Source organism: Cyanobacterium sp. (assembly GCF_054166785.1).
This window is the reverse complement of record NZ_JBSZCP010000066.1, coordinates 52,787-74,897: the sequence shown is the minus strand read 5'-3', so window position 1 is coordinate 74,897 and position 22,111 is coordinate 52,787. Positions and strand designations below refer to the sequence as shown.

The following is a 22,111-nucleotide window of genomic DNA, read 5'->3' as shown; positions in this document are numbered from 1 at the left end:
ATCAGACCTTAGTTCACCAACGCCTTATTTCTTTCTTTTACTATTTCGCAGGTACGGGATTTTTTTGGTGGTATGGGCAGGTTGAAACAACTGTGGAAGTCTTTTTGTACTTTAAAACTTAGACGGGGTGATACTTGTTTTACTATCTGGGTTAATAGGCGATCGCCCGTGGATTGTATTATATTTGTGGGAAGTTTGTAAATAAATTTAGGAAAATTAACCTTAACCCTCAAATCTAACTCCCAATTAATGCGGGTAATTTCGGGGGGAAGAGAGTCAAAATCACTAGACTTTTGATAAATTTCAATGTCCTTGGGAAAAATAGTTTCTATATCCATCACCGAATAATAATCAACCTCATAACCATCACTATTCAACTCAGGATTAGTCACAGAATACATGGTATAGTGTCCTGACATGGGAGGCTCTAAAATCACACTCATTTGAGGCTCCACATCATAGCCAAAAGCCCCATAACGCCCCACTGTCAAGGTATAACCATTATCGCAAAAAGGCTCTACTTTCATCGGTGATGCACAACGGACAAACCACCCTTGATGATTATTTAGATAATCTGTTACAGTTTTTTGGTCACTGTATAAGTCCATTATCCCACGAAATTTGGTACTAAAGCCCATAGGTTGATTGAGGATGATTGTTTCCATATCTTTTGAACATTGATTATCTTTCATGAACAATACTGAAAAAAAAAATAAGCCACTTTGATTGCTAATAATTATTACACATCCACCAAAACGAGAAATGTGCCCTGTTTTTCATTTATTGGTGTTGCTTATTTTGGGTATGCAAGATTATTGAACTACAGCAAATATATAATGCTAGAACTATTATTACTATTGCCCATTGCCGAACAAAACTAAAAATCATAGCTTAATTCACCAACGCCCATTTATTAATATTCTTTCGTACCGTTATTTTCATTGTGCCTTAACTACAAAATTAATCTATCCCCAAAAATACTGAACTTTATTTTTATTCCCCTATCTCGAGGATAAATACTTGGCGGCATAAATACCCCCCAAAAAACCAAATAAATGTCCTAACCATGAAACACTGGGGTCCGCTGGCAAAATACCCCAAATCATTCCACCATACAAAAATATTACCGTCAAAGACAGGGCAATAGAAGGAACATTTTTCTGGAAATAACCCCTTGCCAACAAGAAACCTAAATAACCAAAAATTACCCCACTAGCACCCATGGTAATAGAACCGGGTTGAGCCAATAACCATACTCCTATTCCACTCGATAAAGCCGTAATGGCAGTAACCACATAAAAATCCTTGGTTCTTTGTAGCATCACAAACCAACCCAATACAGCAAATGGCACGGTATTAGCCAATAAATGACCAAAATCAACATGGAGAAAAGGGGCGAATACGATTCCTGATAAACCCACTAAACTTCTTGGTCTAATGCCCAAAAGGTTAAGGTTATTTTCAAAAAAAGATTGATTAATTATTTCGGTTGCCCAAAAAATGACTAAAAATAGTCCGATGATTTTAAATTGATTTTTTAATTCAGCAATAAATACTTTCATTTTTTCATCACTACTACCCATGGCTTTGCCCTCTAATTCTTTTCTCCATTTTATACCTTTCAAAGGAAACCACCCCATAGTTAACCGTTTCCATCTCCACTATCTCAAAACCGCAACGGTGAAACACTGGCTGGGAAAAAAAACTGGCTTCGGTATAAAACCGACTCATATTTTCTTCCATCCCTTTTTGGAGTACATAATTTAATAATTTTGTGCCATATCCTTGGCGAGTATAGGCTGGATGGACGTATAGGGAAGTAATATGTCCATTTTTTTCTAGCCCACAAAAACCGATGATTTCTTGGCTATTTTCTAATATATAAGTATCAGCTTTAAAAATGAAATCTTTAAATTTTTCTGTGTTATCAGGGAAGAATGACCATGCAATTACTTGTTCTTGAGTATATAGACTTGGAGCTAATTCTTTTACTGCTTTTTGATAGATATTTTTTAGGGCATTTATATCTGAGACTTTTGTGAGACGAAACATCATAGGTTTTTTGTGTTAAACATATAATTTATTTAAGTTGAACTTTGACAACCCGTAAAACTTGCTTTATTTTTAGGTTTTATTGAATAATGGAAGGGTATTATTTATCATGCCATAATTATTTATGAAATCCCCTATAAATTTAGTTTCTGTTAGTCTTAGTTTTTTACTAATTTCTCCTACGGCTTTTCCTTTAAAAAATGCTTTCGCCCATACTAATGAGGGGCATAATCATCATAACCATGAAAGTCATTCAATGGAACACCATCATCAAAAACTAGATGTTTCTAACCATGATTTAATTCCTACGGTACAAATTGAAGCGATGAAAGATGATAAAAAGGGATGGAATTTGAAAATTATCACTGAAAATTTTGATTTTGCCCCCCAAGAGATTAACCAAGAAAGTAGCATCAATCAAGGTCATGGACACTTATATATTAATGGTGAAAAAGTGACTCGGATCTATGGAAACTGGTATTATATCTCCGATTTGCCAAAGGGAGAAAATGAGATTAAAATAACTCTCAATACTAATTTGCATGAAGATCTAATTTATCAAGGTACAATTATAGGCGATCGCACTGTAATTATTAATGAATAATGAAAAAAGCAATAATTTGTGGCTACTATGGACAGGGAAATGCAGGGGATGAAGCCTTATTATTAGCTTTATTAGAAAGATTACCTCAAGATGTTGAACCCATTGTTTTATCTGGTAATCCCATTTTAACTAGCAAAAATTATGGCGTAAAAAGCTATACTCGCCTTGATATTGCCAAACAAATTATTAGCTCAGGAAAACAAGATTATTTTATCTGGGGGGGCGGTAGTTTAATGCAGGATGTTACCAGTATTAAAAGCCCCCTTTTTTATGCAGGTTTAATGAAGTTAGCACAACTAAAAGGCTTGACTACCATTGCCTACGCCCAAGGCATAGGGCCTCTTAATGCTTCTTTTACTCAATGGATTACAAAATCAGTTTTAAGGGGTTGTCAGGGCATCAGTGTTAGGGATAAGGGTTCGGCTAAAATCCTTGATAATTGGAATTTACCTTATTTTATTGCCCCTGATCCTGTGTGGGCTTTATCTAGGGATAATATTACAGATTTGACTCTTTTAGAATCCCCTTTAGTTGGTGTAAATGTACGTCAACATTCCAGTTTAAATGAAGAAAAATTAAACTTATTAATAGATGCTTTAATCAAGCTACACAATAAAACAAAAGCAAATATTATTTTAATACCATTTCAACTAACAAAAGACTTATCTTTATGTCAAGAAATAGAAAAAAAACTTAAAAATAACTGTCAGATTATCACCGTAGAAAATCCCCGTCAATTAAAAGGTATTTTTCCACAGATAAAAATGTTGGTTGGGATGAGATTACATAGTTTAATTATGAGTGCCTCTGAAGGGTGTAATTGTTTTGCCCTTTCTTACGATCCTAAAGTATCACAACTCATGAAAGAATTAGACATCAAAGGCTATGAATTAGAGCAATTTCCCCATAACTCTGACCAAATCTTTAACGACTTATTAACCATTTATCACGACTCCCCCAGTGTATCCCCAGAACAGAGACATGAGCTAAAAAAATTGGCTATTACCCATGAACAACTGTTTTCCAGTAACCTAAAAAAATAATTTGATATTTGTCAATCCATCCATCGTCCATCACCATCAAAAAAAACTGCCTTGATTTCTTAACCAAAAATTAACATTTGTTATTTCTTAACCTAAAATTAATGTAGGTTCGATTATCCACACCTTGAAATGACAAAAACTCTTACCATTGATAACGGAGAACTTTTCGCCCTCTGTGGTTTATTTTTATTGGCGTTGATATTTTCCTTTATCTTTGACTATCTCCATTTTCCCGTTGCTTGGTTTTTAGTACCCCTATTAGTTGCCATTATCTTTTCCGTGGTGCGGGGGAAAATAGAGTCATTCCCCCATTCTGTGGGCGTTGTAGGGCAAGGAATGATAGCGGTAGTAACGGCGAGTCATTTTTCTCTAAATAGTTTGATGGATGCCCAAAATTATTTATTACCCCTTTTAGGTGCCATCTTTATCACAGGAATGTTTAGTTTATTAAACGGTTTTCTTCTTTGCAAAATCGCCAAAATAGATCCCTGTTCTAGTTTTTTGGGTTCTATTCCGGGGGCAGGTTCAAGTTTAGTTGCCATGAGTGAGGAAATGGGGGCAGATGCGATCGCCGTTACCGTCTTACAATACGTCAGAATACTATTAGTATCCCTTATCGTACCCAACATCATCGCCCTTTACTTTTCCAATCCTACCCTCGTTACTCCTCCCATCATAGAATCCTGTAACCCCGAAATTTGCTTTACCCCTATCAACAATCTGCTTATCACCGCCGACTTACCCACCTCTTTTATCACCGCTATCCTAAAAACCTTATTAATTATCGGCACCGTTACCATCGCCACCCAAATCGGCAAACTTATTAAACTACCATCAAATCTTTTTCTTGCTCCCTTTTTTAGCTGTTTGCTATTATTTTGGTTTATCCCCACCACCATTCCTCCCATGATATTCAGTATCGGCTTATTTTTTCTTGGTCTATCTACAGGAATAAAATTTGACCTCAAAATTATAAACAAACTCCTGAAAGCGGTTCTCGTTGAAACGATTTTGGTTATTTTACTAATTACCATTTGCTTTATGGTGGGTTATGAATTTCATCAAATCACAGGACTAGATATGATGAGTTCCCTTTTAGGCACTACCCCCGGAGGTTTAAACACCATGACAGCTACAGCCCTTGAGTTAGGGGGAGATTCAGGAATGGTTTTGACTATGCAAATGATTCGGATGTTTTTTATTCTTACCCTTTCACCTTTCTTTGCAAAAACTATCCTACAAATGGATTATTCCCCCCACGGCAGTAATCCTCCCCTAACCATAGATAATTAATAGGCAAAACTGATTCGTTTTAAGCTAAATTTTGAGTAGCAAGGGAAAATTTAACAACAAATGAAATACTTTTTTTTAACTGAGGGTTGGAGCTATAAACGGGTATGGCAAAGGGGAGGTTTATGGGATACCATTACTTGGCGTCGCCCTCCCCATATTAGTTGCTTGAAAATTGGCATTGAAGAAAATGGAGAAATTTTATGGCTGTATGAGGTGGAGGAGGCTGTATTAATGATCGAGGTGATGCCATCTACAGCGGAGGCGAAAAAAAATAGTAATATTGGTCAAGTTGTCCTCAAAAGATTAATCGACTCTACCCAAGTAATTGATGCCCTTGTGGGGGCGCAAAGGGTGGTTAATGAGAATAGTTAGGGCTTGATCAAAAAAAGAAGGTTTCATAGACTTGATACGCACCCATTTTTTTGATAATCAGCTATTTTTTATTACCCGGAATTGGTCCCCTACGCTTAGAGTCGGTGCTGGAAGTGAGCATAAAATCATAGAGGGTTTTAATTTTATCGTTGGTCGCCATGGTGGATAGTTTCTCTAGGGCGTGGGCTAGGGTAAAACCTGAACGATATAGGATGCGGTAGGCTTCTTTTAGTTCTTTGATTTCTTCTGTACTAAAATTATTTCTTTTGAGGGCTACACTGTTTAAAGCCCTTACCCTTGATGGATTTCCCTCTACTAACATAAAGGGGGGTACATCCCTTTCAATGCGACTCATGCCCCCCAACATCGCCATGGTGCCGATATGGACGAACTGATGGACTCCTAACATTCCCCCAATTACCGCCTTAGAATCTACCTGTACATGACCTGCTAAACTAACGGAATTAGCGATGACCACTCTATCTTTGATGATGCAGTTGTGGGCGACGTGAACGTATGCCATTAATAAATTATCGTTACCGATGATGGTGTATTCTCCTTCCTCGGTGGCTCGATTGAGGGTAACAAATTCACGGATTAAGTTGCGATCGCCTATTTTTAGTCCTGTTATGGCTCCTTTATACTTCAAATCTTGGGGATCTAAACCGATAGCAGCCCCCGCATAGATTTTATTATCCGCACCAATTTCGGTATCACCTTGAATGACCACATTAGCACCGATAACGGTATTTGCTCCAATTTTTACCCCCGCCCCAATCACGGCATTAGGTTCAACGGTGACGGTGGTGTCTAATTCTGCTTTTTTATCAATAATCGCTGTAGGATGTATCACGGTTATCTAAAATTTTATTAACTATTGAATTAGTCGAGCAAAGAAAATAACATCTCAGCCTGCACAGCTAGTTGTCCATCTACCAAGCCTTGCCCTTGCATTTTAGCAATACGATTACGTTTAAAGGATAATAGTTCCACGGTCATAATTAGTTGATCTCCGGGTACTACAGGACGGCGAAAACGTACTTTATCGATGCCCCCAAAGGCGAAAAATTTTCCTTTCATACCGGGGAGAAGGGTTAAAATAACACCGCCTACCTGAGCCATGGCTTCTATTTGTAATACTCCTGGCATCAAGGGTTTTCCGGGGATATGTCCGGGAAAGTAGGGTTCATTAATGGTGACATTTTTTAGACCTACGGCTTTTTCCCCTGGTACATAGTCTATGATGCGATCGACTAGAGCGAAAGGATAACGATGGGGTAATAGTTCTTGAATTTCTTCAACGGTGAATGTTGTTTGTATATTTTGTTCTGGATTAGCTTCTGGGGTAACGGTATTTTCCATTAACTTTTTTATCTATATTTCTTCAACAATACTTTTTTACTAGGGAGGCATCCTAATAAACCCACATAAGAATATCACGATTTTGTCTTTAATGAACAAGGGTTATTTTTTTTGATGGGAAGATTTTGCCTAGGAATCCATAATAATTTTTTCTAGCTGGGCGATCGCCCTTTCTAACTGATCATTAACAATTTTATGATCAAATTCATCCTGGGCCACCATTTCTTCTTTTGCCCTAGCCAAACGTTTTTTTATGGCTTCTGCCGAGTCACTGCCCCTACCTTTTAACCTCCTTTCTAGTTCCTCTTCCGATGGGGGTAAAATAAAGATCAACTCGCCTTGGGGAAAGTTTTCTTTCACTTGTCTTGCCCCTAATAGTTCAATTTCGAGGATAACTATCTTACCTTGGTTGATTTGCTCTAGGACAGGGTGTTTGGGAGTGCCATAATAGTTTCCTGCATACTGCGCCCATTCGAGTAAATTTTGCTCCTCAATCATGGATTCAAATTGAGTTGGGGTTAAAAAGTAGTAGTCTTTTCCTTCCACTTCCCCTGTGCGTGGTGGTCTGGTGGTAGCAGAAATAGACACAAATATCTCTGGATGGGCTTCAAGGAGCGATCGCACCAAAGTTCCCTTTCCTACCCCGCTAGGGCCTGTGATAACAAATAACTTTCCCTGATTTTCTGACATAAATAAAAATAATTAATAGGCAAATATTAACCGCTCTGTGTCCCCTAATTGTCCATTGTCCATTGTCAACTGTCAATTATAAAGGTACAATTAAAGATTGCTGACTAAATTTTAGAATAACTATATATAGGAGATAAACTTATGGCTCGTGTATGTCAATTGACGGGAAGAAGAGCAAATAATGGTTTTTCCATCTCTCACTCCCATCGTCGTACCAAAAGACTACAACACGTTAACCTACAAGATAAAAGAATCTGGTGGGCAGAAGGTGATAGCTTCGTAAAACTAAGGGTTTCTACCAAAGCAATCAAAACCTTAGATACTAAAAGTGTTGGTCAAATGGCAAGAGAAGCAGGAATTGACCTTAATAAGTATAAATGTTCCTAATTTTCCTTCTTTCTAAGAGTTGAATCATGGTTGGTAAGTGTTGTTTTATTCGGCAAAGTTGCGATCGACACTGCCAAAAAATATGGGTTCAACTCTTATTCCTACCACCTCAGAAGGACGAACTACCATGTATTCCCCCTGAATGTTTTTAATGGGTACATTGATAAAATCCTTGGAAGCTGATTTGGGTACTAACTCTCCACTGTACCACTTCTGAAAATCCTGTATAGTATTAAATTTTACTTCTTCCCTGTGTCCGCTACTCAGTAATAAATGGACACTATATTCATCTGGTTTTCTTGCCATAATATTGTAGCCTTATTGAATAAATTTGATGTGGATGATGGTTGAAAGAACTTTTTCCATTCCTCATTTTCAAGGCTTAGGCAGTAATTGTCAATTAGTTTTTACTTATATCTTTACCCTCGATGAACCAATATAATGTAGATCTTTATCTCGAAGATAATTTTTTTGCCCCTCAAAATCAATCCTCCCCTATTATGGAGGAACAATGGCGATCGTGGTTTTCTCGTTGGTTAGCAATAACCGACCATGATTTGGCAACGGACAAAAACTATGAAATTAGTTTGATACTCACCACCGATGAAGAAATTAAACAATTAAACAGTCAATTTAGACAAAAAAATCAGGCTACTGATGTATTAGCCTTCGCCAGTGTGGATGATGAGTTTTTGCCCCCAGAGATGCTCGATACGATGCCCCTTGGGGATGTGATTATTTCCATGGAAACTGCCCAAAAACAGGCAAACGAACAAAATCATTCCCTTAAAAATGAATTGGCATGGTTAGCATCCCATGGTTTTTTACATCTTTTAGGGTGGGATCATCCCGATGATTATTACTTACAATTGATGTTAGCAGAGCAGCAAAAGCTCCTTGATGGTGTCGGAATTGATAAAATTAGCCTTGATTTTTTAAAATCTTAGGGGTGGGCAATGCCCACCAAATAACCTTAGGTTTGCCCGTCAAGGTTAATAAAACTATCAAGGGCTTTAATCATGCTAGGGGGCCATCTTCTGACTTCCCTTAACCAATCTAAATCCTTGTAACGGCTATCCATGCCCACGGTGGCAACCCAGTTGCTTTCCGCTTCTCCTTGTTTACCATTTTCCCAAAGGGCGGCGGTGAGGGCGGCACGCATATCAGGAAACATGGGATATTTACGAACTATGTTACGCATTTTCCTTAGGGCATCTTCTTTCCTGCCCAATTCATAAAGGGCTAGGGATTCATTTGCCCCCGCAAAGGCGAAGTTGGGTGCGATTTCGGTGGCTTTGTGATAAAGTTCTACGGCGGTTTCCCAATTTTCTAATCCTGCGTTGGCGTTACCTAAATTATTGTAGGCCATGGCATCATTAGGATCTAATTCTAATACTTTATTGTAATCGGCGATCGCCTTTTGATACTCTCCTAAACCTTCGTAGGCAGTACCCCTATTAAGGTAAGGATCGGGTGCATCGGGTGCTAAGATAATAGATTGGTTATAATCTGCGATCGCCTCCTGTAACTTATTCTGACTAACAAGGGCATTGCCACGATTACTCCATACCGCAGGATTAGTAGGAAAAGCGTCAATTAACTGTGTCCAGTATTGTTGAGCAGTGACAAAATCACCCTTCTGAGTAGCTTCTATGGCTTTTTGGGCAATGGCTTCCCCCTGGGCTAATTGTTCGTCGGTAACGGTAATTTGCTCTTGGGCAGAAGCTGGGGGCGGTGAAATCCAAGTTAAACAGAGGACAAGAAAAGCGATAATAATTGATTTAAACATATGGCATTGAAGTTGCGGATTTAATAACTACTATATCCGATCAAAACCTCTTCCTTAAATTCTTTCACTTCCGAAATTTTCTATAATTTAACCATGGAAAACATCAGCCTTCATCCCGACACTGTTAACGACGTTAAGGAAAAAATTGACCTTGTGGAGATAGTTTCTGACTATGTTGTTTTGCAAAAAAAAGGGCGAGAGTTTAGCGGTTTATGCCCCTTCCATGACGAGAAAAGCCCTAGTTTTACCGTTAGCCCCACCAAACAACTTTACTACTGTTTCGGTTGCGGGGCTGGGGGGGGTGCCATTAGATTTTTGATGGACATTAATAAACAATCTTTTAAGGAAGTAGTTTTAAATCTTGCCCATCGTTATCAAATACCTGTGAAAAGTTTAGCCCCTGAACAACAAAAAGAAATTCAAAAACAGATTTCCTTAAGGGAGCAATTATACGAAATTTTAGCGGTTACTACCAGTTTTTATCAACATAGTTTAAGACAAAAAGAAGGAGAAGAAGCCCTTCAATATTTAACACAAAAAAGAGATTTAGATGAGGAAATAATCCAACAATTTAAATTAGGATATGCTCCCAATAATTGGGAAACTCTTTATAAGTATTTAGTAGAAATAAAAGGTTATCCTGCCATGTTAGTTGCCCAAGCGGGGTTGATCAAAGAAAGACAAAAAGGAGATGGATATATTGATTATTTTCGTAATCGTTTGATGATTCCTATTAGTGATAAAGAGGGAAGAATCATTGCTTTTGGGGCAAGAAGTCTTGATGATACTTTACCAAAATATTTAAATTCCCCTGAAACGGAATTATTTTCTAAAAGTAAAACTTTATTCGCCCTTGATAAGGCAAAAAAAATCATCGCAAAGGAAGATAAAGCCATAGTTGTGGAGGGGTATTTTGATGCGATCGCCCTTCACCGTTATAATATCAAAAATGCCGTAGCCGTCTTAGGTACTGCCCTCACCGAAAGCCATGTAAAACTCCTTTCTCGTTATACTGAATCAAAGGAAATTATTGTTAATTTTGATGCGGATAAAGCAGGTTTAAAAGCCACCGAAAGAGCGATTAAAGAAGTAGAAAATCTCATTTATTCGGGGCAAATGAAACTAAAAGTAGTGAACATTCCCGATGGTAAAGATGCCGATGAATTTTTAGCCCTAGGACAAGAAGCCCAAGAAAACTATTTTACTTTGATGGAAAAAGCCCCTTTATGGTTAGATTGGCAGATACAACAAATTTTAAATACTAGAAATTTACAAGAAAGTGCTGATTTTGAGTTAGCTTTTCAAACTATTGTTAGGTTACTACGTAAAATTAGTAAAGATTCTACTAAAGACTATTATTTATCTACCTGTGCTGAGTTATTGAGCCGTGGCAGAAGTAAATTAAATAACCTTAATAGTCAAGAATTTAAGAAGATTTATCAGAGTTTACAAACAGCAACAAAAACTTTTAATAAAAAACAAAAATATCCAAAAATTAGTACCTATATTGGTAAAACTTCGGAGTCTATTAAAATAGAAGAAGCGGAGTTTTTAATATTACTAATTTATATTAATAGTCCAAAATATAGAGAAAAAATTATCGATCAATTAGATGAAAAAGATTTAGTATTTACTATTAAGCCCTATCGTTTTTTATGGCAAAAAATTCACAGCTTAAATCTTGATCATATTAACAATGATCCTAACAATAATCTATTATTAACTTTACAAGAAAATATGGATATTCCTGCCGAAATGTCTGTAAAATTAAATACTATCTTATACCCTAGTGAAAATGTTAGTCAACGATTATTTGCCCCCGAAGCCAATTTTCAAAGTGCGATCGCCTCTCTCCAATCTATTAAACTGGAAAAATATAAACAGTATTGTCAAGAACAAATTCCCGAACTAGAAAAAGAAAATAATTTAGAAAAAATACAATACTTTTATCAAGAAATAATTACCACAGAAAAACAACTGCAAGAATTAAAAAATAGTAGATTTCAAGGCTCAGAAATTTAACATCAAAACCCCCTAATAAAACCATATTAATCATTAATTTTTCATGAAAAAATATTCCCTCATTGTCGTGTGCGGTGCCACCGCCAGCGGAAAATCATCCCTCGCCCTCAAACTTGCTCAAAAATTAAATAGCATCATCATCAGCGCAGATTCGCGCCAAATATATCAAGAATTTGACATCGGCACAGCCAAACCCACCCCCCAAGAGCAAAAAATAGTACCCCATCACCTCATTGATATTTGCCACCCCACCGAAACCCTCACCCTTGCCGACTATCAGGAAAAAGCCCAAACCTTAATAAATCAGCATCGCCATCTTCCCCCCCTGTTAGTTGGTGGCACAGGATTGTACATAAAATCCATTACCAAAGGGCTACAAATTCCCCGTGTTTCCCCTCAAACCCACCTAAGACAACAACTATTAAGTAATTATGACCAAAAACAGAGGTATGCCATGCTAAAACAGGTAGATGGGGAGGCTACCAATAAAATTCACCCTAACGATGAAACTAGAACCATTAGAGCCTTAGAAGTTTATTATGTTACAGGAAAACCCATTTCCGAGCAACAGGGAGAATGCCCCCCTTCTTATCCCATTTTACAAATAGGTTTACATTGTGATGGAGAAATGAGTCGCCAAAGAATTGCTAAACGCACCGCCATGATGTTGGAGGATGGATTGGTGAGGGAGGTAGAAACCTTGATGGCAAAATATGGGGCAGATTTACCATTACTCAACACCCTGGGCTATGGGGAAATTAAACAGTATTTATTGGGGGATATATCTCTGGATAAGGCACAAGAATTGATTGTTACCCATACTTGTCAGTTTGCCAAAAGACAGAGGACATGGTTTAATGCTTATCCTGAAATTAATTGGTTTGATGCGGATGCCTCCGATTTGTTTAAGCAGGTGTTTACAATGGTTGAGGGCTAGTTTTTTTGTCCTAAATCCGATTTAAACTGTACTTTTATTTATGGTTTATTTATTGCCTATTGCCCATTGCCAAAACAGGATTGACTATTAGAGTTTTTGAAATAAATCCTTGACGAAATTAAAACTTGAGGTTATATTAGTTTTGTGGCTAATAAAAGATTAAAACCTAACGGAAGTCGCAACGCATTGCTTTCTCTTTTGAATTAAGGATAACTAACCCAAGGGGTTAGTGTGTTCAAAAAAAGGAGGTAAACTCAATGTTAGGTTTAAGATTTCAGACAGTGGCATCACAACTAAGGGTATTAGCTTTTAATGCTCCTGATTTAAATGCCAAACATTTGCTCAATACTGCTCAAAAGTATCTACCAAACCGTGTGGCTTGGGCAATGAATAAAAGACATGATTTTAGTGATGTATCGGTACTTTGGGATGTTTTAACCATCGATGCCGTCATTGAATTGGAAAATCAGGATGGTAAATTAATTCGTGTGGGCATTTCTTTACTAGAAAGTGAGCAAAAAGGGTGCGATCGCACTTATGATTTAAAAAGTAATCGCTGGTATGGTATCCGTAAGGAGTTAAAATTAGAGCAATATTGGGTGTTAGTCGTGAAATGGAAAGATTTTCCCCAAGATAAAGGGGAGTGGATTGATATTCTTTACCGTGAAATCGATACCCCCGTTGATAACTCTGGTTGTCGTTTAATTATTTTGTAATCTAGCCCAGAGGAGTTTTATCTCCTCTCTAATCCAACTTCGATAACTTGGTATGACTAGGGTTAATAATCTTTCTACCCACTTCAAAGTTAACCACAATGGTGTTTTTCTTGCCCAATCCTAAAATATGGGTGACTACACCAGCACCAAAAGTAGGGTGGTACAGGCGATCGCCCTCTTGCCAATTTTCTAAAGATTTAGGCTTTTCCTCCTTCTCCTCAGTGATTATATTTCCCGTAGCATAACTAGGAGTCAAATTAGTAGAAATCAAATCCTGCGGTAACTCCGCCAAAAACTGTGAAGGCGCACAATAATCCACATTACCCCAAGAATAACGCTCCCTTGCATGGGTAAGAAATAGCTGTTCTTTTGCTCGGGTAATTCCTACATAACACAACCGTCTTTCCTCCTCCAAATCCAAAGGATCATTTAAACTACGGTTATGGGGTAACAAACCTTGCTCAAAACCCACTAAAAACACCACAGGAAACTCCAAACCCTTCGCCGAATGGAGAGTCATCAAAGAAACCGCCGAATCTCCCTCATCCAAATTATCCAAATCCGAAGCCAAAGAAGCATTACTCAAAAAACCTTCCAAACTTGCATCCTCATTATCTTCCTGAAACTGCATCATCGCATTGAGTAACTCATTGAGGTTTTCCTGCCTATTTTCCGCCTCATCAGTGCCTTGTTGCTTCAAATCATCCAAATAACCTGAAACTTCCAACACCTCCTCCAAAATTTGTGTGCCGGGGGTATCCTTAATTTTTTCCTGACAATTACTAATCAGACTGGCAAATTGACTAATTCTCTTAGCCGCCCTCCCTGCGATGGTATTTACTGAAGTTTGATCACTTATTATCTCCCAAAGAGGTACATTTAATTCTTGAGAAGCCGTAACTAAATTTTCCGTAGTGGTTTTACCAATACCCCTTTTTGGAGTATTAATCACCCTTAATAAACTTACCGTATCCGCAGGATTAACAATCAACTTTAGATATGCCAAAGCATCCTTAATTTCCTTCCTTTCATAAAACTTAAAACCCCCCACAATATTATAAGGAATACTACGTCTAATTAACTCATCCTCAAAAGCCCTTGATTGAGAATTAATACGATATAAAATAGCAAACTTACCCCAATCTAAATCAGGATTTTGTTTTACCATACTCTCAATTTTTCGCACCACAAAAGAAGCCTCTTCCCGCTCATTATTTCCCCGATAGCAATAGATAGTTTCCCCCTCTGCACGGGTTGCTCTCAATACCTTATCAATCCTCTGACTATTATTTTCAATCAAATAATTAGCCGCTTGTAAAATGTTTTCCCGTGAGCGATAATTTTCCTCTAATTTAACCATGGTGCGGGTATCATCATCAGGTAAACCATCACCAAAATCCTGCTGAAAATTAAGCAAAATTGTAAAATCTGCCATACGAAAAGAGTAAATAGATTGATCCGCATCTCCCACTACAAAAATAGATCTATTATTCCAATCCCACTCCTTTTTATTCGGTTCATTATTCGTTGCTAAAAGTTGAATTAGTTGATACTGAATTTGATTCGTATCTTGATATTCATCTACTAATATATGTCTAAATTGTTGGTGCCAATAACCTAAAATAGATTCATTCTGTTGAAAAATACGCACGGGGATTAATAACAAATCATCAAAATCAAGGGCATTATTTTTTGCCAACTCATTCTGATATTCCTCGTAAATTTCTGCCAATACCCTACCCCGATAATCAGGTTTTTCAATGGCATATTGAGAAGGAGATAAACCTAGATTTTTCGCATTACTAATGCCATAACGCATTTTTTTAGGGTCAAATTTTTTATCATCTAAATTAAGTTTCTTCGTAACAATTTGTTTAACAATACTTTGAACATCCGATTCATCTAAGATAGTAAAATTTCTTTCCCATTTTCTACCTTTTTCATCCTGATATTTATTCAAATCAAATCTTAAAATTCTGGCACAAAGACTATGAAAAGTTCCAATCCAAAGGGGCTTAATAGCACCACGATATACTTTTGATCTAATATTTTTTTGCTCTAATTCTGGTAAAGACTCTAACTTTTGTTGATGTTTTCTATCGGCCATCTCTTGGGCAAAAATTAATTCTATTCTTTCCTTCATTTCCTTAGCTGCTTTGTTGGTGAAGGTTACAGCAAAGATGTTTTCTGGAGATACTTGATGGGTTTTGATTAAATTTGCGATACGATAGGTTAAAGCTCTAGTTTTTCCTGAACCTGCCCCTGCAACTACTAATAGAGGTCCATTAAAATGCTCTACGGCGGTACGTTGGGCGGAGTTTAGATGGTCGAGAAAGTTAGAGTTAGAAGTCATCAAAAAATCAGGTTAAAACAATGGACATTGAGTAATTATAACATTTGTCTGGGTGAAATTATTAGTCATTAGTTATGGTTAGAGATGTTGGAGTTGTAACCCTTTACGGTTTTCTTCTTAGATATTAATTGTAAACACTCAAAATAATATATTTATAGTAATTTCGTTTTTAGCATGGTACAAAAATTTTAGTTGAAAGGCAAAAAGCAATATGCAAGAGATAATAAAAAAATGTACTTGATAATTATAAAAAATACCATATAAAAATTAAACTTATTTTAGTAAAAATGTAAAATGTTCAATTCAGATAAAAAGCCGTATTTCATAGTCAATATATTATTTCTTTATGTATATTTAATAGGAATACTTTTAGCCCCCAAAAGCTATGCTAGAAATGTAATTTCTTCTGAAAATATATGCTCTGGGGATATAACAGAAGTAAGTACAAAGTTAGTCAATGAGATTAGCGATTATGGTAATAGGGTAATTCAAAAATCCCGTCGAGGCGGGGCAAACTCTTCTACGATGCCCATATACATCATCACAGCAGGAAAACCTGAATTTGAACCCTTACCGTTATCTAATAATAATTTTGGTAGTGACAAACCATCAGAAATCGAGCAAGTTTTTTTTACCACCCTTGAAAGACACTATTTGAGTAATACCAGATTAGAGGAAACGAATAATTATCATTGGTTATTGTTAACACCCACAGATAGGGGTTGGCAAATGGTGATGTTATTAACCCGATTTGGGGAAGTAGCGCAAAGTGAGGTTGTTTCTCCCCCTGTGGATACTACTTCGGGAGTGCTTGGGGAAGCGGTAAGGTTATGGTTACGGGATTGTCGGTATTCATATATGGATAATTGAGGGTTAAAGCAGGAGATAATGAGTAGGTAGGAATGGAAAATAAAATTTTTTAAAAGTTCAAGTATGATTAATAAATAAAATATTTTTTTTCAAAAGTTTTAAATCTATGTGGAAATCTTTAATTGCTTCTTCGTTGTTGGTAACAACCGCTAACGTAACTTTATTGCTTTTTGGGGTAAATGCCCAAACTGAAACTAATAACAATCCTCCTGCACAAACTTATCAACCTGGTTTCTGGCAACCAGTGGCAAGGGTAGATACTGAAAAACCCATTAGTTTAAATATTATTAATCAAACAGGTATTTTTCTTGACTATTCTTTTACTAATGAGAATCTTACCCCTACGGTTTTAAGGCCTGATGATACTGCTACTATTAGAAGTTTAAATCCTGGAAGCTCAATTTACTTAGTTATATACCCTGATTTGAATACCCCCAATGCTTCTCGTATAAATCTTAGATATTCGGTGGAGGTTAGTGAGGATAATGTCATTAATTTAACTATCAGTGTCATAGATGAAATTAGTAGGGGAAATCGTACTTTTAATTTACAACCCACGGGAGCTATTTTTCTTTATTAGCGATACTGTAATTGAATTTAATCAGAAAATCATTCTCTATTTTCCATTTTGCACCTCAATTAAAGCACTTTTTATCCATTGTTAACTCCTTCAGACCACCAGTTATGATGTTTGATAAGGGTATGGCATTGCCAGTTATCTTTGGTTTCTGGGTAGTCGAGGCGATAATGCCCCCCTCGGCTTTCGGTGCGAAATTGTGCTGATTTTACGATTAAATAACCCACTTCTAGGAGGTTAATGGTTTCGGCGGTGAGTTTTAATTGTTGTTCTAGGACGGGAGATAAAATATTATATGATTGTTGTGGATTTAGATTTTTGAGAAATTGACCTATTTTTAGATTATCTATTTCATTATGCCATTGCTCCACAAGGGCGATCGCCCTTAATAACATATCATCACGACGACAGATACCAGCCACCTCCCAAATGAGTAGGGGTAATTCGGTACGAATTTTATTCACCACCGCCATTTCATTCTGCCAATCATCATCCTGTAAAGAAATCATTTCAGAGTTAAGGGAGGGATAAACCATGGCATTAAAATCCAAATCCTTGAGAGTTTCCCCAAATACCAAACACTCCAACAAAGAATTACTCGCCAAACGATTTGCCCCATGTACCCCCGTATTTGCCGTTTCACCAATGGCGTATAAACCCTCAATGGAAGTCTGGTTATGTAAATCCACCGCAATGCCCCCCATCCAATAATGGACGGCAGGGGATACGGGAATAGGCTCAGAAAATACATCAATTCCCCACTCTAGGCAGCGTTTAATAATATTAGGAAAACGATACTCCAAGCGGGGGCGAGGAATAGGGCGTAAATCAAGAAAAACATTGTCTAGGGCAGGATTTGGACTAATTTTATGTAAATGGTTATAAATGGCACGGCTAACCACATCACGGGGTGCTAATTCCCCCTTGGGGTGATAGTCAAAGGCGAATCTGTAACCCTCCCTATCAATTAGGTGGGCACCTTCCCCCCTCACCGCTTCACTTATCAAAAAACGAGGTGCATTTTCTTTTTTTAATGCCGTGGGATGAAACTGCACAAATTCTAAGTTACGCAGCAGCGCACCGCTACGCCATGCCAAGGCTACCCCATCCCCCGTGCTTACTTTTGGGTTAGTGGTTTGGGCGAATACCTGCCCCCCGCCCCCCGTGGCAAGGATAACGGCTTTTGCCCCCAGCCAAGTAATTTTATTATCATGTAATAAACAAAGCCCCTGACATTTTTCTTTTTCTTCATCTAGCCATAAGTCGAGGGCGTAGGCCTGTTCATAAACGGAAATATGTTCACTTTCTATCACCTTTTGCCGTAAAATAGAGACGATCGCCCTTCCCGTGGTATCCGCCGCATGAAGTACCCTCGGGAAAGAGTGGGCCGCCTCCAATGTCATCGCCAACTCATCATTATGGCGATCAAATTCTACCCCCATTTCCAGCAACGAGCGAATGGAAGTTACCGCATTTTCTACTAAATATTTTACCGCTGTGCGATCGCATAGTCCAGCCCCCGCCCTTAAAGTATCCTCTAAATGTAGTACAGGTGAATCATTAGGGGCGATCGCCGCCGCAATACCCCCCTGCGCCCAATCACTAGCCCCCTTTTTCAACTTATCCTTAGTAATTAAACCAATGCGTAAACCAGTAGGAAGTTTGAGAGCAGCATATAAACCAGCAGCCCCAGAGCCTACGATAATAACATCAAAATGATCAGGCAAAGGAGAAATATAGTTCAAGGTTTTATAGTGTAAACTAGGGGCAAAAAATTCATGTTTGCTCATTTTACCTAATCAAGGCAACCTTTGCCATCGTTTTTTTGATTTGCCCTTACAATAAAAAAAGAACCATCGAAGATTTGAGATATTACAACTTATGGCTGAATCAGAAAATATTTTTCAAAAAGCCCTTTATCTAGGCATTGGTATCGCAGGATATGCCGCCGAAAAAGCAGGAGACACCCTCCAAGAATTAAAACAACAAACCGACAAAATAGTTAATAATCCCAACTTTCCCCAAGAATTACAAAAAATAGCCGATGAAATGGTAAGTAAAGGTAAAATTACCACCGAAGAAGCCAGAAAATTTGTGGACGAAACTATTCAACAAGCCAAAGAAAAACAAAAAATGAATAGTAATTCCCAAGATTCACCCTCTAATCAACCTCGCACCATCGAAATTATTACCGATGACGATGATAGTGATAATTCGTAAATTCAACAACTAACAATTAAGAAAAATAATTCATGGATAATTGGGAAAAACAGTTAATTAATTGGTTAAATCAAGCAGAAAATAACTTTAATAACTTTTGTGAAGAAATCACCCAAGAAATCGAAAAAACTGCTAACAATACCGAGTTATTTATTGATAACCTAACCCAAGAAATAGAAAATAAAATTCCCAAAGAAATAGATGATTTTTTGCTTCAAGTAGATGAATTTGTAGAAGAATGTGTGGTTTTCCTTACCGATGAAATACTTGCAAACATCCTCGAAGATTTTCCCCCCAATCAACCATCGGGAGAAGACACTGAGTTAGACAATAATATTATCTGGTTTGACGAAGAAAAAATCACCCCTGATGAACATTTCCATCCTGCCTGTGTCGGTTGTGCCAACTACCATGGACGAAGATATAATGGTAACCTTCTTGTGTGTGGTATTCATCCCTATGGATGGAATGACGAGCATTGCCCCGATTGGAAAGATCAAAAATCCCATAACCATTAAAAAAATCACTCCCCCTAAAATTCAAACAGTATTCAAAACGACTTAGGAAGTTGACAAACATCATGTATAATGACACTTAATATTAAGTAACATAATATAGCTTAGTCATCACTTTTTTAATAGAAAAACAATACATTTTTATATTTATTTGTTAATAATCTATTAATAACTTCCTTTATTTTTTATCAAAAATATTAATGAGTCATACCTTCTTATTACAACCAAGTAGCTGGATTATTAAAGGAAATCTAACCGAGAAAAATCAAACCTTTATCCCCTTTAAGGGAGCAACCATAATTACTTGGGATCAGAGTAGTTGGTTCATCATGAAAACTAAGCTAGTATTTGACAATAATCAATCCTCCTCAGAGATAGTAAACAATTTAGAACTTGAATATAAAGGATTTTTACCTAATAATAAATATAGTTACAGTTATGTTTTAAAAAGAAGTGATTTCGATAAAATAGAAGGGGAAGGATGGATTACAAAAAATTCCATTATTCAGCGTTATTGGATTTTGGGTGATAGTCGTCGTCGTAGCGTAGTTGAAACCATGTTTCAGTTAGATGAAGATAATTATCATTTTTCTAGCACCATGATAGCGGGTAATAATATCGTTAGTGTGACAGAAGGTATTTTAGAGCGTCATGGATAAAACTAGATAGTATAGGTCAAAATATAAATACAACAAGATTTGATGGGCAATTAAATCATGAGTTTAGGGAAAGGGAAACAAAACAATCAGCGTATATTAGCAGATCGCTATCAATTGGTAGAATTAATTGGTAGTGGTGCTATGGGGCAGGTATATCGAGGAGAAGATAAATTGCTCGGCGGTGTGGTAGTGGCCGTTAAGTTTCTGTCTCAAACCCTACTCAACGACAAAATGCGCCATCGTTTTGAGAGAGAAGCAACTATCAGCGCCCTTTTGGGGGAAAAAAGTATTCACATCATCAGGGTAAGGGATTATGGAGTGGATGAAAACGAAGTCCCTTACTATGTAATGGAGTATTTGGAGGGAGAAAGTTTAAGTCAGGTAATTAAGTTTCAACCTTTGCCCCTCAAACGTTTTCTTTATCTTAGTAGGCAAATGTGCGTGGGTATGGATGCAGCCCACAGTGGTATTATGCTTAAAGGGGAATTGTGTCAAGTGGTTCACCGAGACATAAAACCTAGTAATGTTTTGGTAATGCAAGATCCTACTTTGGGAGAATTAGTTAAAATTCTTGATTTTGGGATTGCTAAGTTGGTACAGGCTAATGCCACCCAAACCCATTCTTTTATGGGTACATTGGCTTATTGCTCCCCTGAACAAATGGAGGGGAAAGAGTTAGATAATCGTTCCGATATTTATAGTTTGGGGGTGATGATGTATGAAATGCTCACCCTTGAGATGCCCATTTTGCCTGAAACTTCTTCCTTTGGGGCGTGGTATAAAGCTCACCATGACTTGAAACCCCGTCCTTTTGATTCCCATCTTAAAATACCTCAAGAGTTGAAAGATGTGATTATGAAGTGTATGGAAAAATCCCGTGATAATCGTCCTCAAACGGTGGCGGAAATTTTACGGGTAATTGAGGCTTTGGAAAAGGGTACTCAATCTAATCATACTAGTCCAGACCGCATGACTTCTTTTAGTGGTAAAAAGACTATTGTGGCGGATACTTATGATTCTAATGATATTAGTAATCCTGAGAGCGATCGCACCGAAATTGCTCCGAAAATGGATCTTAGTCCAACGATTATTTCTAAAAATTTAACTTGGCCAACCAATAAACCAGTCCAAAAGATTGTTTTTCCCAAGGTGGTAATTAGTTCAGGGCAAACTTTTCCTAGTCTTTGGGTAATGATTGAAAAAGAGGATATTATCACCCGTATCAAGGATATGAGATACAATCAGTTTCTTTTCCTCAATGCCCCCCACCCCATGATTCTCTGGATTACAGTGATTTATAATCCTAATCGGGGCGCCCGTTGGTTGCCCTGTTATCTTGACCTTAAATCCCAAACTTCTCGTCAAGTAACCGCTGCCCTTGCAAAAACTGGTAATTATAAAATCCTCTTTTTTGCCGTAGAAGAGCCAGGAACCTGTCAACACGTAACGGGTTCAACCATTGCCCCTAATCAGTGTAAAATCATGATGGAATGGCTGGAAAATAGCAAAAATATGCCCAATCAGGGAGAAGCAAAAATGAGTAAGCAAAGATTGAGGGAGGAGTTTAATAAGTTAAAACCTGTAATTATTTCTAAGCTCAAAAACAGTTATAAATCTTAAGCTAAACCCGTGGAGAAAAAAATATAATAA

Annotated in this window: 25 protein-coding genes; 15 read left to right on the top strand and 10 right to left on the bottom strand. The window is 37.4% G+C overall.

What is annotated here, in order from left to right; genetic code table 11:
- Positions 1-8 precede the first annotated feature (8 nt).
- From ACXITR_RS13920 to ACXITR_RS13910, 3 genes are all read right to left on the bottom strand, one after another.
- Positions 9-665 carry a DUF1997 domain-containing protein gene (locus tag ACXITR_RS13920; protein WP_457997824.1) on the bottom strand — a complete coding sequence of 219 codons (657 nt, stop codon included), beginning with the start codon at positions 663-665 and terminating at the stop codon, positions 9-11.
- Positions 666-1,001: 336 nt separating this feature from the next.
- Positions 1,002-1,562 (bottom strand): rhomboid family intramembrane serine protease, encoded by a 561-nt coding sequence (locus ACXITR_RS13915; RefSeq protein ID WP_457997838.1) that lies wholly within the window; start codon positions 1,560-1,562, stop codon positions 1,002-1,004.
- 13 nt (positions 1,563-1,575) lie between these two features.
- On the bottom strand, positions 1,576-2,055 hold the full coding sequence (locus tag ACXITR_RS13910) for a GNAT family N-acetyltransferase (RefSeq protein WP_457997823.1): 480 nt from the start codon (positions 2,053-2,055) through the stop codon (positions 1,576-1,578).
- A 121-nt stretch (positions 2,056-2,176) separates the two neighbouring features.
- Here ACXITR_RS13910 and ACXITR_RS13905 point away from each other — a divergent pair, with 121 nt between their 5' ends.
- The 4 genes from ACXITR_RS13905 to ACXITR_RS13890 all read left to right on the top strand — a co-directional run bounded on the left by ACXITR_RS13905 (position 2,177) and on the right by ACXITR_RS13890 (position 5,364).
- A complete protein-coding gene (locus tag ACXITR_RS13905; protein ID WP_457997822.1) occupies positions 2,177-2,656 on the top strand; it encodes a hypothetical protein in 480 nt (159 codons plus the stop codon).
- Positions 2,656-3,699, top strand: a complete 1,044-nt coding sequence (gene csaB / locus ACXITR_RS13900; protein WP_457997821.1) for a polysaccharide pyruvyl transferase CsaB — start codon at positions 2,656-2,658, stop codon at positions 3,697-3,699. The genes ACXITR_RS13905 and csaB overlap by 1 nt, the downstream gene beginning before the upstream one ends.
- A gap of 129 nt (positions 3,700-3,828) precedes the next feature.
- The gene (locus ACXITR_RS13895) at positions 3,829-4,992 is read left to right on the top strand and encodes an AbrB family transcriptional regulator (RefSeq protein ID WP_457997820.1); all 1,164 of its coding nucleotides are present in this window, start codon (positions 3,829-3,831) and stop codon (positions 4,990-4,992) included.
- Positions 4,993-5,052: 60 nt separating this feature from the next.
- Positions 5,053-5,364, top strand: coding sequence for a hypothetical protein (locus ACXITR_RS13890; protein WP_457997819.1), 312 nt, complete (start codon positions 5,053-5,055; stop codon positions 5,362-5,364).
- A 61-nt stretch (positions 5,365-5,425) separates the two neighbouring features.
- Here ACXITR_RS13890 and lpxA read toward each other — a convergent pair whose 3' ends face one another.
- The 3 genes from lpxA to gmk all read right to left on the bottom strand — a co-directional run bounded on the left by lpxA (position 5,426) and on the right by gmk (position 7,416).
- Positions 5,426-6,223 carry an acyl-ACP--UDP-N-acetylglucosamine O-acyltransferase gene (gene lpxA, locus ACXITR_RS13885; protein ID WP_457997837.1) on the bottom strand — a complete coding sequence of 266 codons (798 nt, stop codon included), beginning with the start codon at positions 6,221-6,223 and terminating at the stop codon, positions 5,426-5,428.
- A 23-nt stretch (positions 6,224-6,246) separates the two neighbouring features.
- Entirely contained in the window at positions 6,247-6,726 is a 480-nt protein-coding gene (gene fabZ, locus ACXITR_RS13880) for a 3-hydroxyacyl-ACP dehydratase FabZ (protein WP_457997818.1), read from the bottom strand.
- 129 nt (positions 6,727-6,855) lie between these two features.
- Positions 6,856-7,416 (bottom strand): guanylate kinase, encoded by a 561-nt coding sequence (gene gmk, locus ACXITR_RS13875; protein ID WP_457997817.1) that lies wholly within the window; start codon positions 7,414-7,416, stop codon positions 6,856-6,858.
- Positions 7,417-7,557: 141 nt separating this feature from the next.
- Here gmk and rpmB point away from each other — a divergent pair, with 141 nt between their 5' ends.
- Positions 7,558-7,803, top strand: a complete 246-nt coding sequence (gene rpmB, locus ACXITR_RS13870) for a 50S ribosomal protein L28 (RefSeq protein WP_457997816.1) — start codon at positions 7,558-7,560, stop codon at positions 7,801-7,803.
- Between the two features lie 45 nt (positions 7,804-7,848).
- Here rpmB and ACXITR_RS13865 read toward each other — a convergent pair whose 3' ends face one another.
- Positions 7,849-8,109 (bottom strand): hypothetical protein, encoded by a 261-nt coding sequence (locus ACXITR_RS13865; RefSeq protein ID WP_457997815.1) that lies wholly within the window; start codon positions 8,107-8,109, stop codon positions 7,849-7,851.
- A 122-nt stretch (positions 8,110-8,231) separates the two neighbouring features.
- Here ACXITR_RS13865 and ybeY point away from each other — a divergent pair, with 122 nt between their 5' ends.
- The gene (gene ybeY, locus ACXITR_RS13860) at positions 8,232-8,750 is read left to right on the top strand and encodes an rRNA maturation RNase YbeY (RefSeq protein ID WP_457997814.1); all 519 of its coding nucleotides are present in this window, start codon (positions 8,232-8,234) and stop codon (positions 8,748-8,750) included.
- 26 nt (positions 8,751-8,776) lie between these two features.
- On the opposite strand, the gene ACXITR_RS13855 is transcribed toward ybeY, so the two are convergent.
- Entirely contained in the window at positions 8,777-9,592 is an 816-nt protein-coding gene (locus ACXITR_RS13855; protein WP_457997813.1) for a tetratricopeptide repeat protein, read from the bottom strand.
- Positions 9,593-9,685: 93 nt separating this feature from the next.
- On the opposite strand from ACXITR_RS13855, the gene dnaG reads away from it, so the two are divergent.
- The 3 genes from dnaG (at position 9,686) to ACXITR_RS13840 (ending at position 13,267) form a co-directional block, all read left to right on the top strand.
- Positions 9,686-11,614, top strand: a complete 1,929-nt coding sequence (gene dnaG / locus ACXITR_RS13850; protein ID WP_457997812.1) for a DNA primase — start codon at positions 9,686-9,688, stop codon at positions 11,612-11,614.
- Between the two features lie 43 nt (positions 11,615-11,657).
- Positions 11,658-12,551 (top strand): tRNA (adenosine(37)-N6)-dimethylallyltransferase MiaA, encoded by an 894-nt coding sequence (gene miaA / locus ACXITR_RS13845; protein ID WP_457997811.1) that lies wholly within the window; start codon positions 11,658-11,660, stop codon positions 12,549-12,551.
- A gap of 257 nt (positions 12,552-12,808) precedes the next feature.
- Positions 12,809-13,267, top strand: coding sequence for a hypothetical protein (locus tag ACXITR_RS13840; protein ID WP_457997810.1), 459 nt, complete (start codon positions 12,809-12,811; stop codon positions 13,265-13,267).
- A gap of 28 nt (positions 13,268-13,295) precedes the next feature.
- Here ACXITR_RS13840 and pcrA read toward each other — a convergent pair whose 3' ends face one another.
- On the bottom strand, positions 13,296-15,620 hold the full coding sequence (gene pcrA / locus ACXITR_RS13835; protein ID WP_457997809.1) for a DNA helicase PcrA: 2,325 nt from the start codon (positions 15,618-15,620) through the stop codon (positions 13,296-13,298).
- A 294-nt stretch (positions 15,621-15,914) separates the two neighbouring features.
- Here pcrA and ACXITR_RS13830 point away from each other — a divergent pair, with 294 nt between their 5' ends.
- Together ACXITR_RS13830 and ACXITR_RS13825 are read left to right on the top strand one after the other, a co-directional pair.
- Positions 15,915-16,490, top strand: coding sequence for a hypothetical protein (locus tag ACXITR_RS13830; RefSeq protein WP_457997808.1), 576 nt, complete (start codon positions 15,915-15,917; stop codon positions 16,488-16,490).
- A gap of 106 nt (positions 16,491-16,596) precedes the next feature.
- A complete protein-coding gene (locus ACXITR_RS13825; protein WP_457997807.1) occupies positions 16,597-17,070 on the top strand; it encodes a hypothetical protein in 474 nt (157 codons plus the stop codon).
- 71 nt (positions 17,071-17,141) lie between these two features.
- On the opposite strand, the gene nadB is transcribed toward ACXITR_RS13825, so the two are convergent.
- A complete protein-coding gene (gene nadB / locus ACXITR_RS13820; protein ID WP_457997806.1) occupies positions 17,142-18,857 on the bottom strand; it encodes an L-aspartate oxidase in 1,716 nt (571 codons plus the stop codon).
- A gap of 91 nt (positions 18,858-18,948) precedes the next feature.
- Between nadB and ACXITR_RS13815 the strand changes: the two genes are divergently transcribed.
- The 4 genes from ACXITR_RS13815 to ACXITR_RS13800 all read left to right on the top strand — a co-directional run bounded on the left by ACXITR_RS13815 (position 18,949) and on the right by ACXITR_RS13800 (position 22,081).
- A complete protein-coding gene (locus ACXITR_RS13815; protein ID WP_457997805.1) occupies positions 18,949-19,287 on the top strand; it encodes a phasin family protein in 339 nt (112 codons plus the stop codon).
- 32 nt (positions 19,288-19,319) lie between these two features.
- On the top strand, positions 19,320-19,805 hold the full coding sequence (locus tag ACXITR_RS13810; RefSeq protein WP_457997804.1) for a hypothetical protein: 486 nt from the start codon (positions 19,320-19,322) through the stop codon (positions 19,803-19,805).
- Between the two features lie 197 nt (positions 19,806-20,002).
- Positions 20,003-20,461: a hypothetical protein gene (locus tag ACXITR_RS13805; protein ID WP_457997803.1), complete on the top strand. Its 459-nt coding sequence runs from the start codon at positions 20,003-20,005 to the stop codon at positions 20,459-20,461.
- Positions 20,462-20,518: 57 nt separating this feature from the next.
- Positions 20,519-22,081, top strand: a complete 1,563-nt coding sequence (locus tag ACXITR_RS13800; RefSeq protein ID WP_457997802.1) for a serine/threonine protein kinase — start codon at positions 20,519-20,521, stop codon at positions 22,079-22,081.
- The last annotated feature ends 30 nt before the right edge of the window (positions 22,082-22,111 follow it).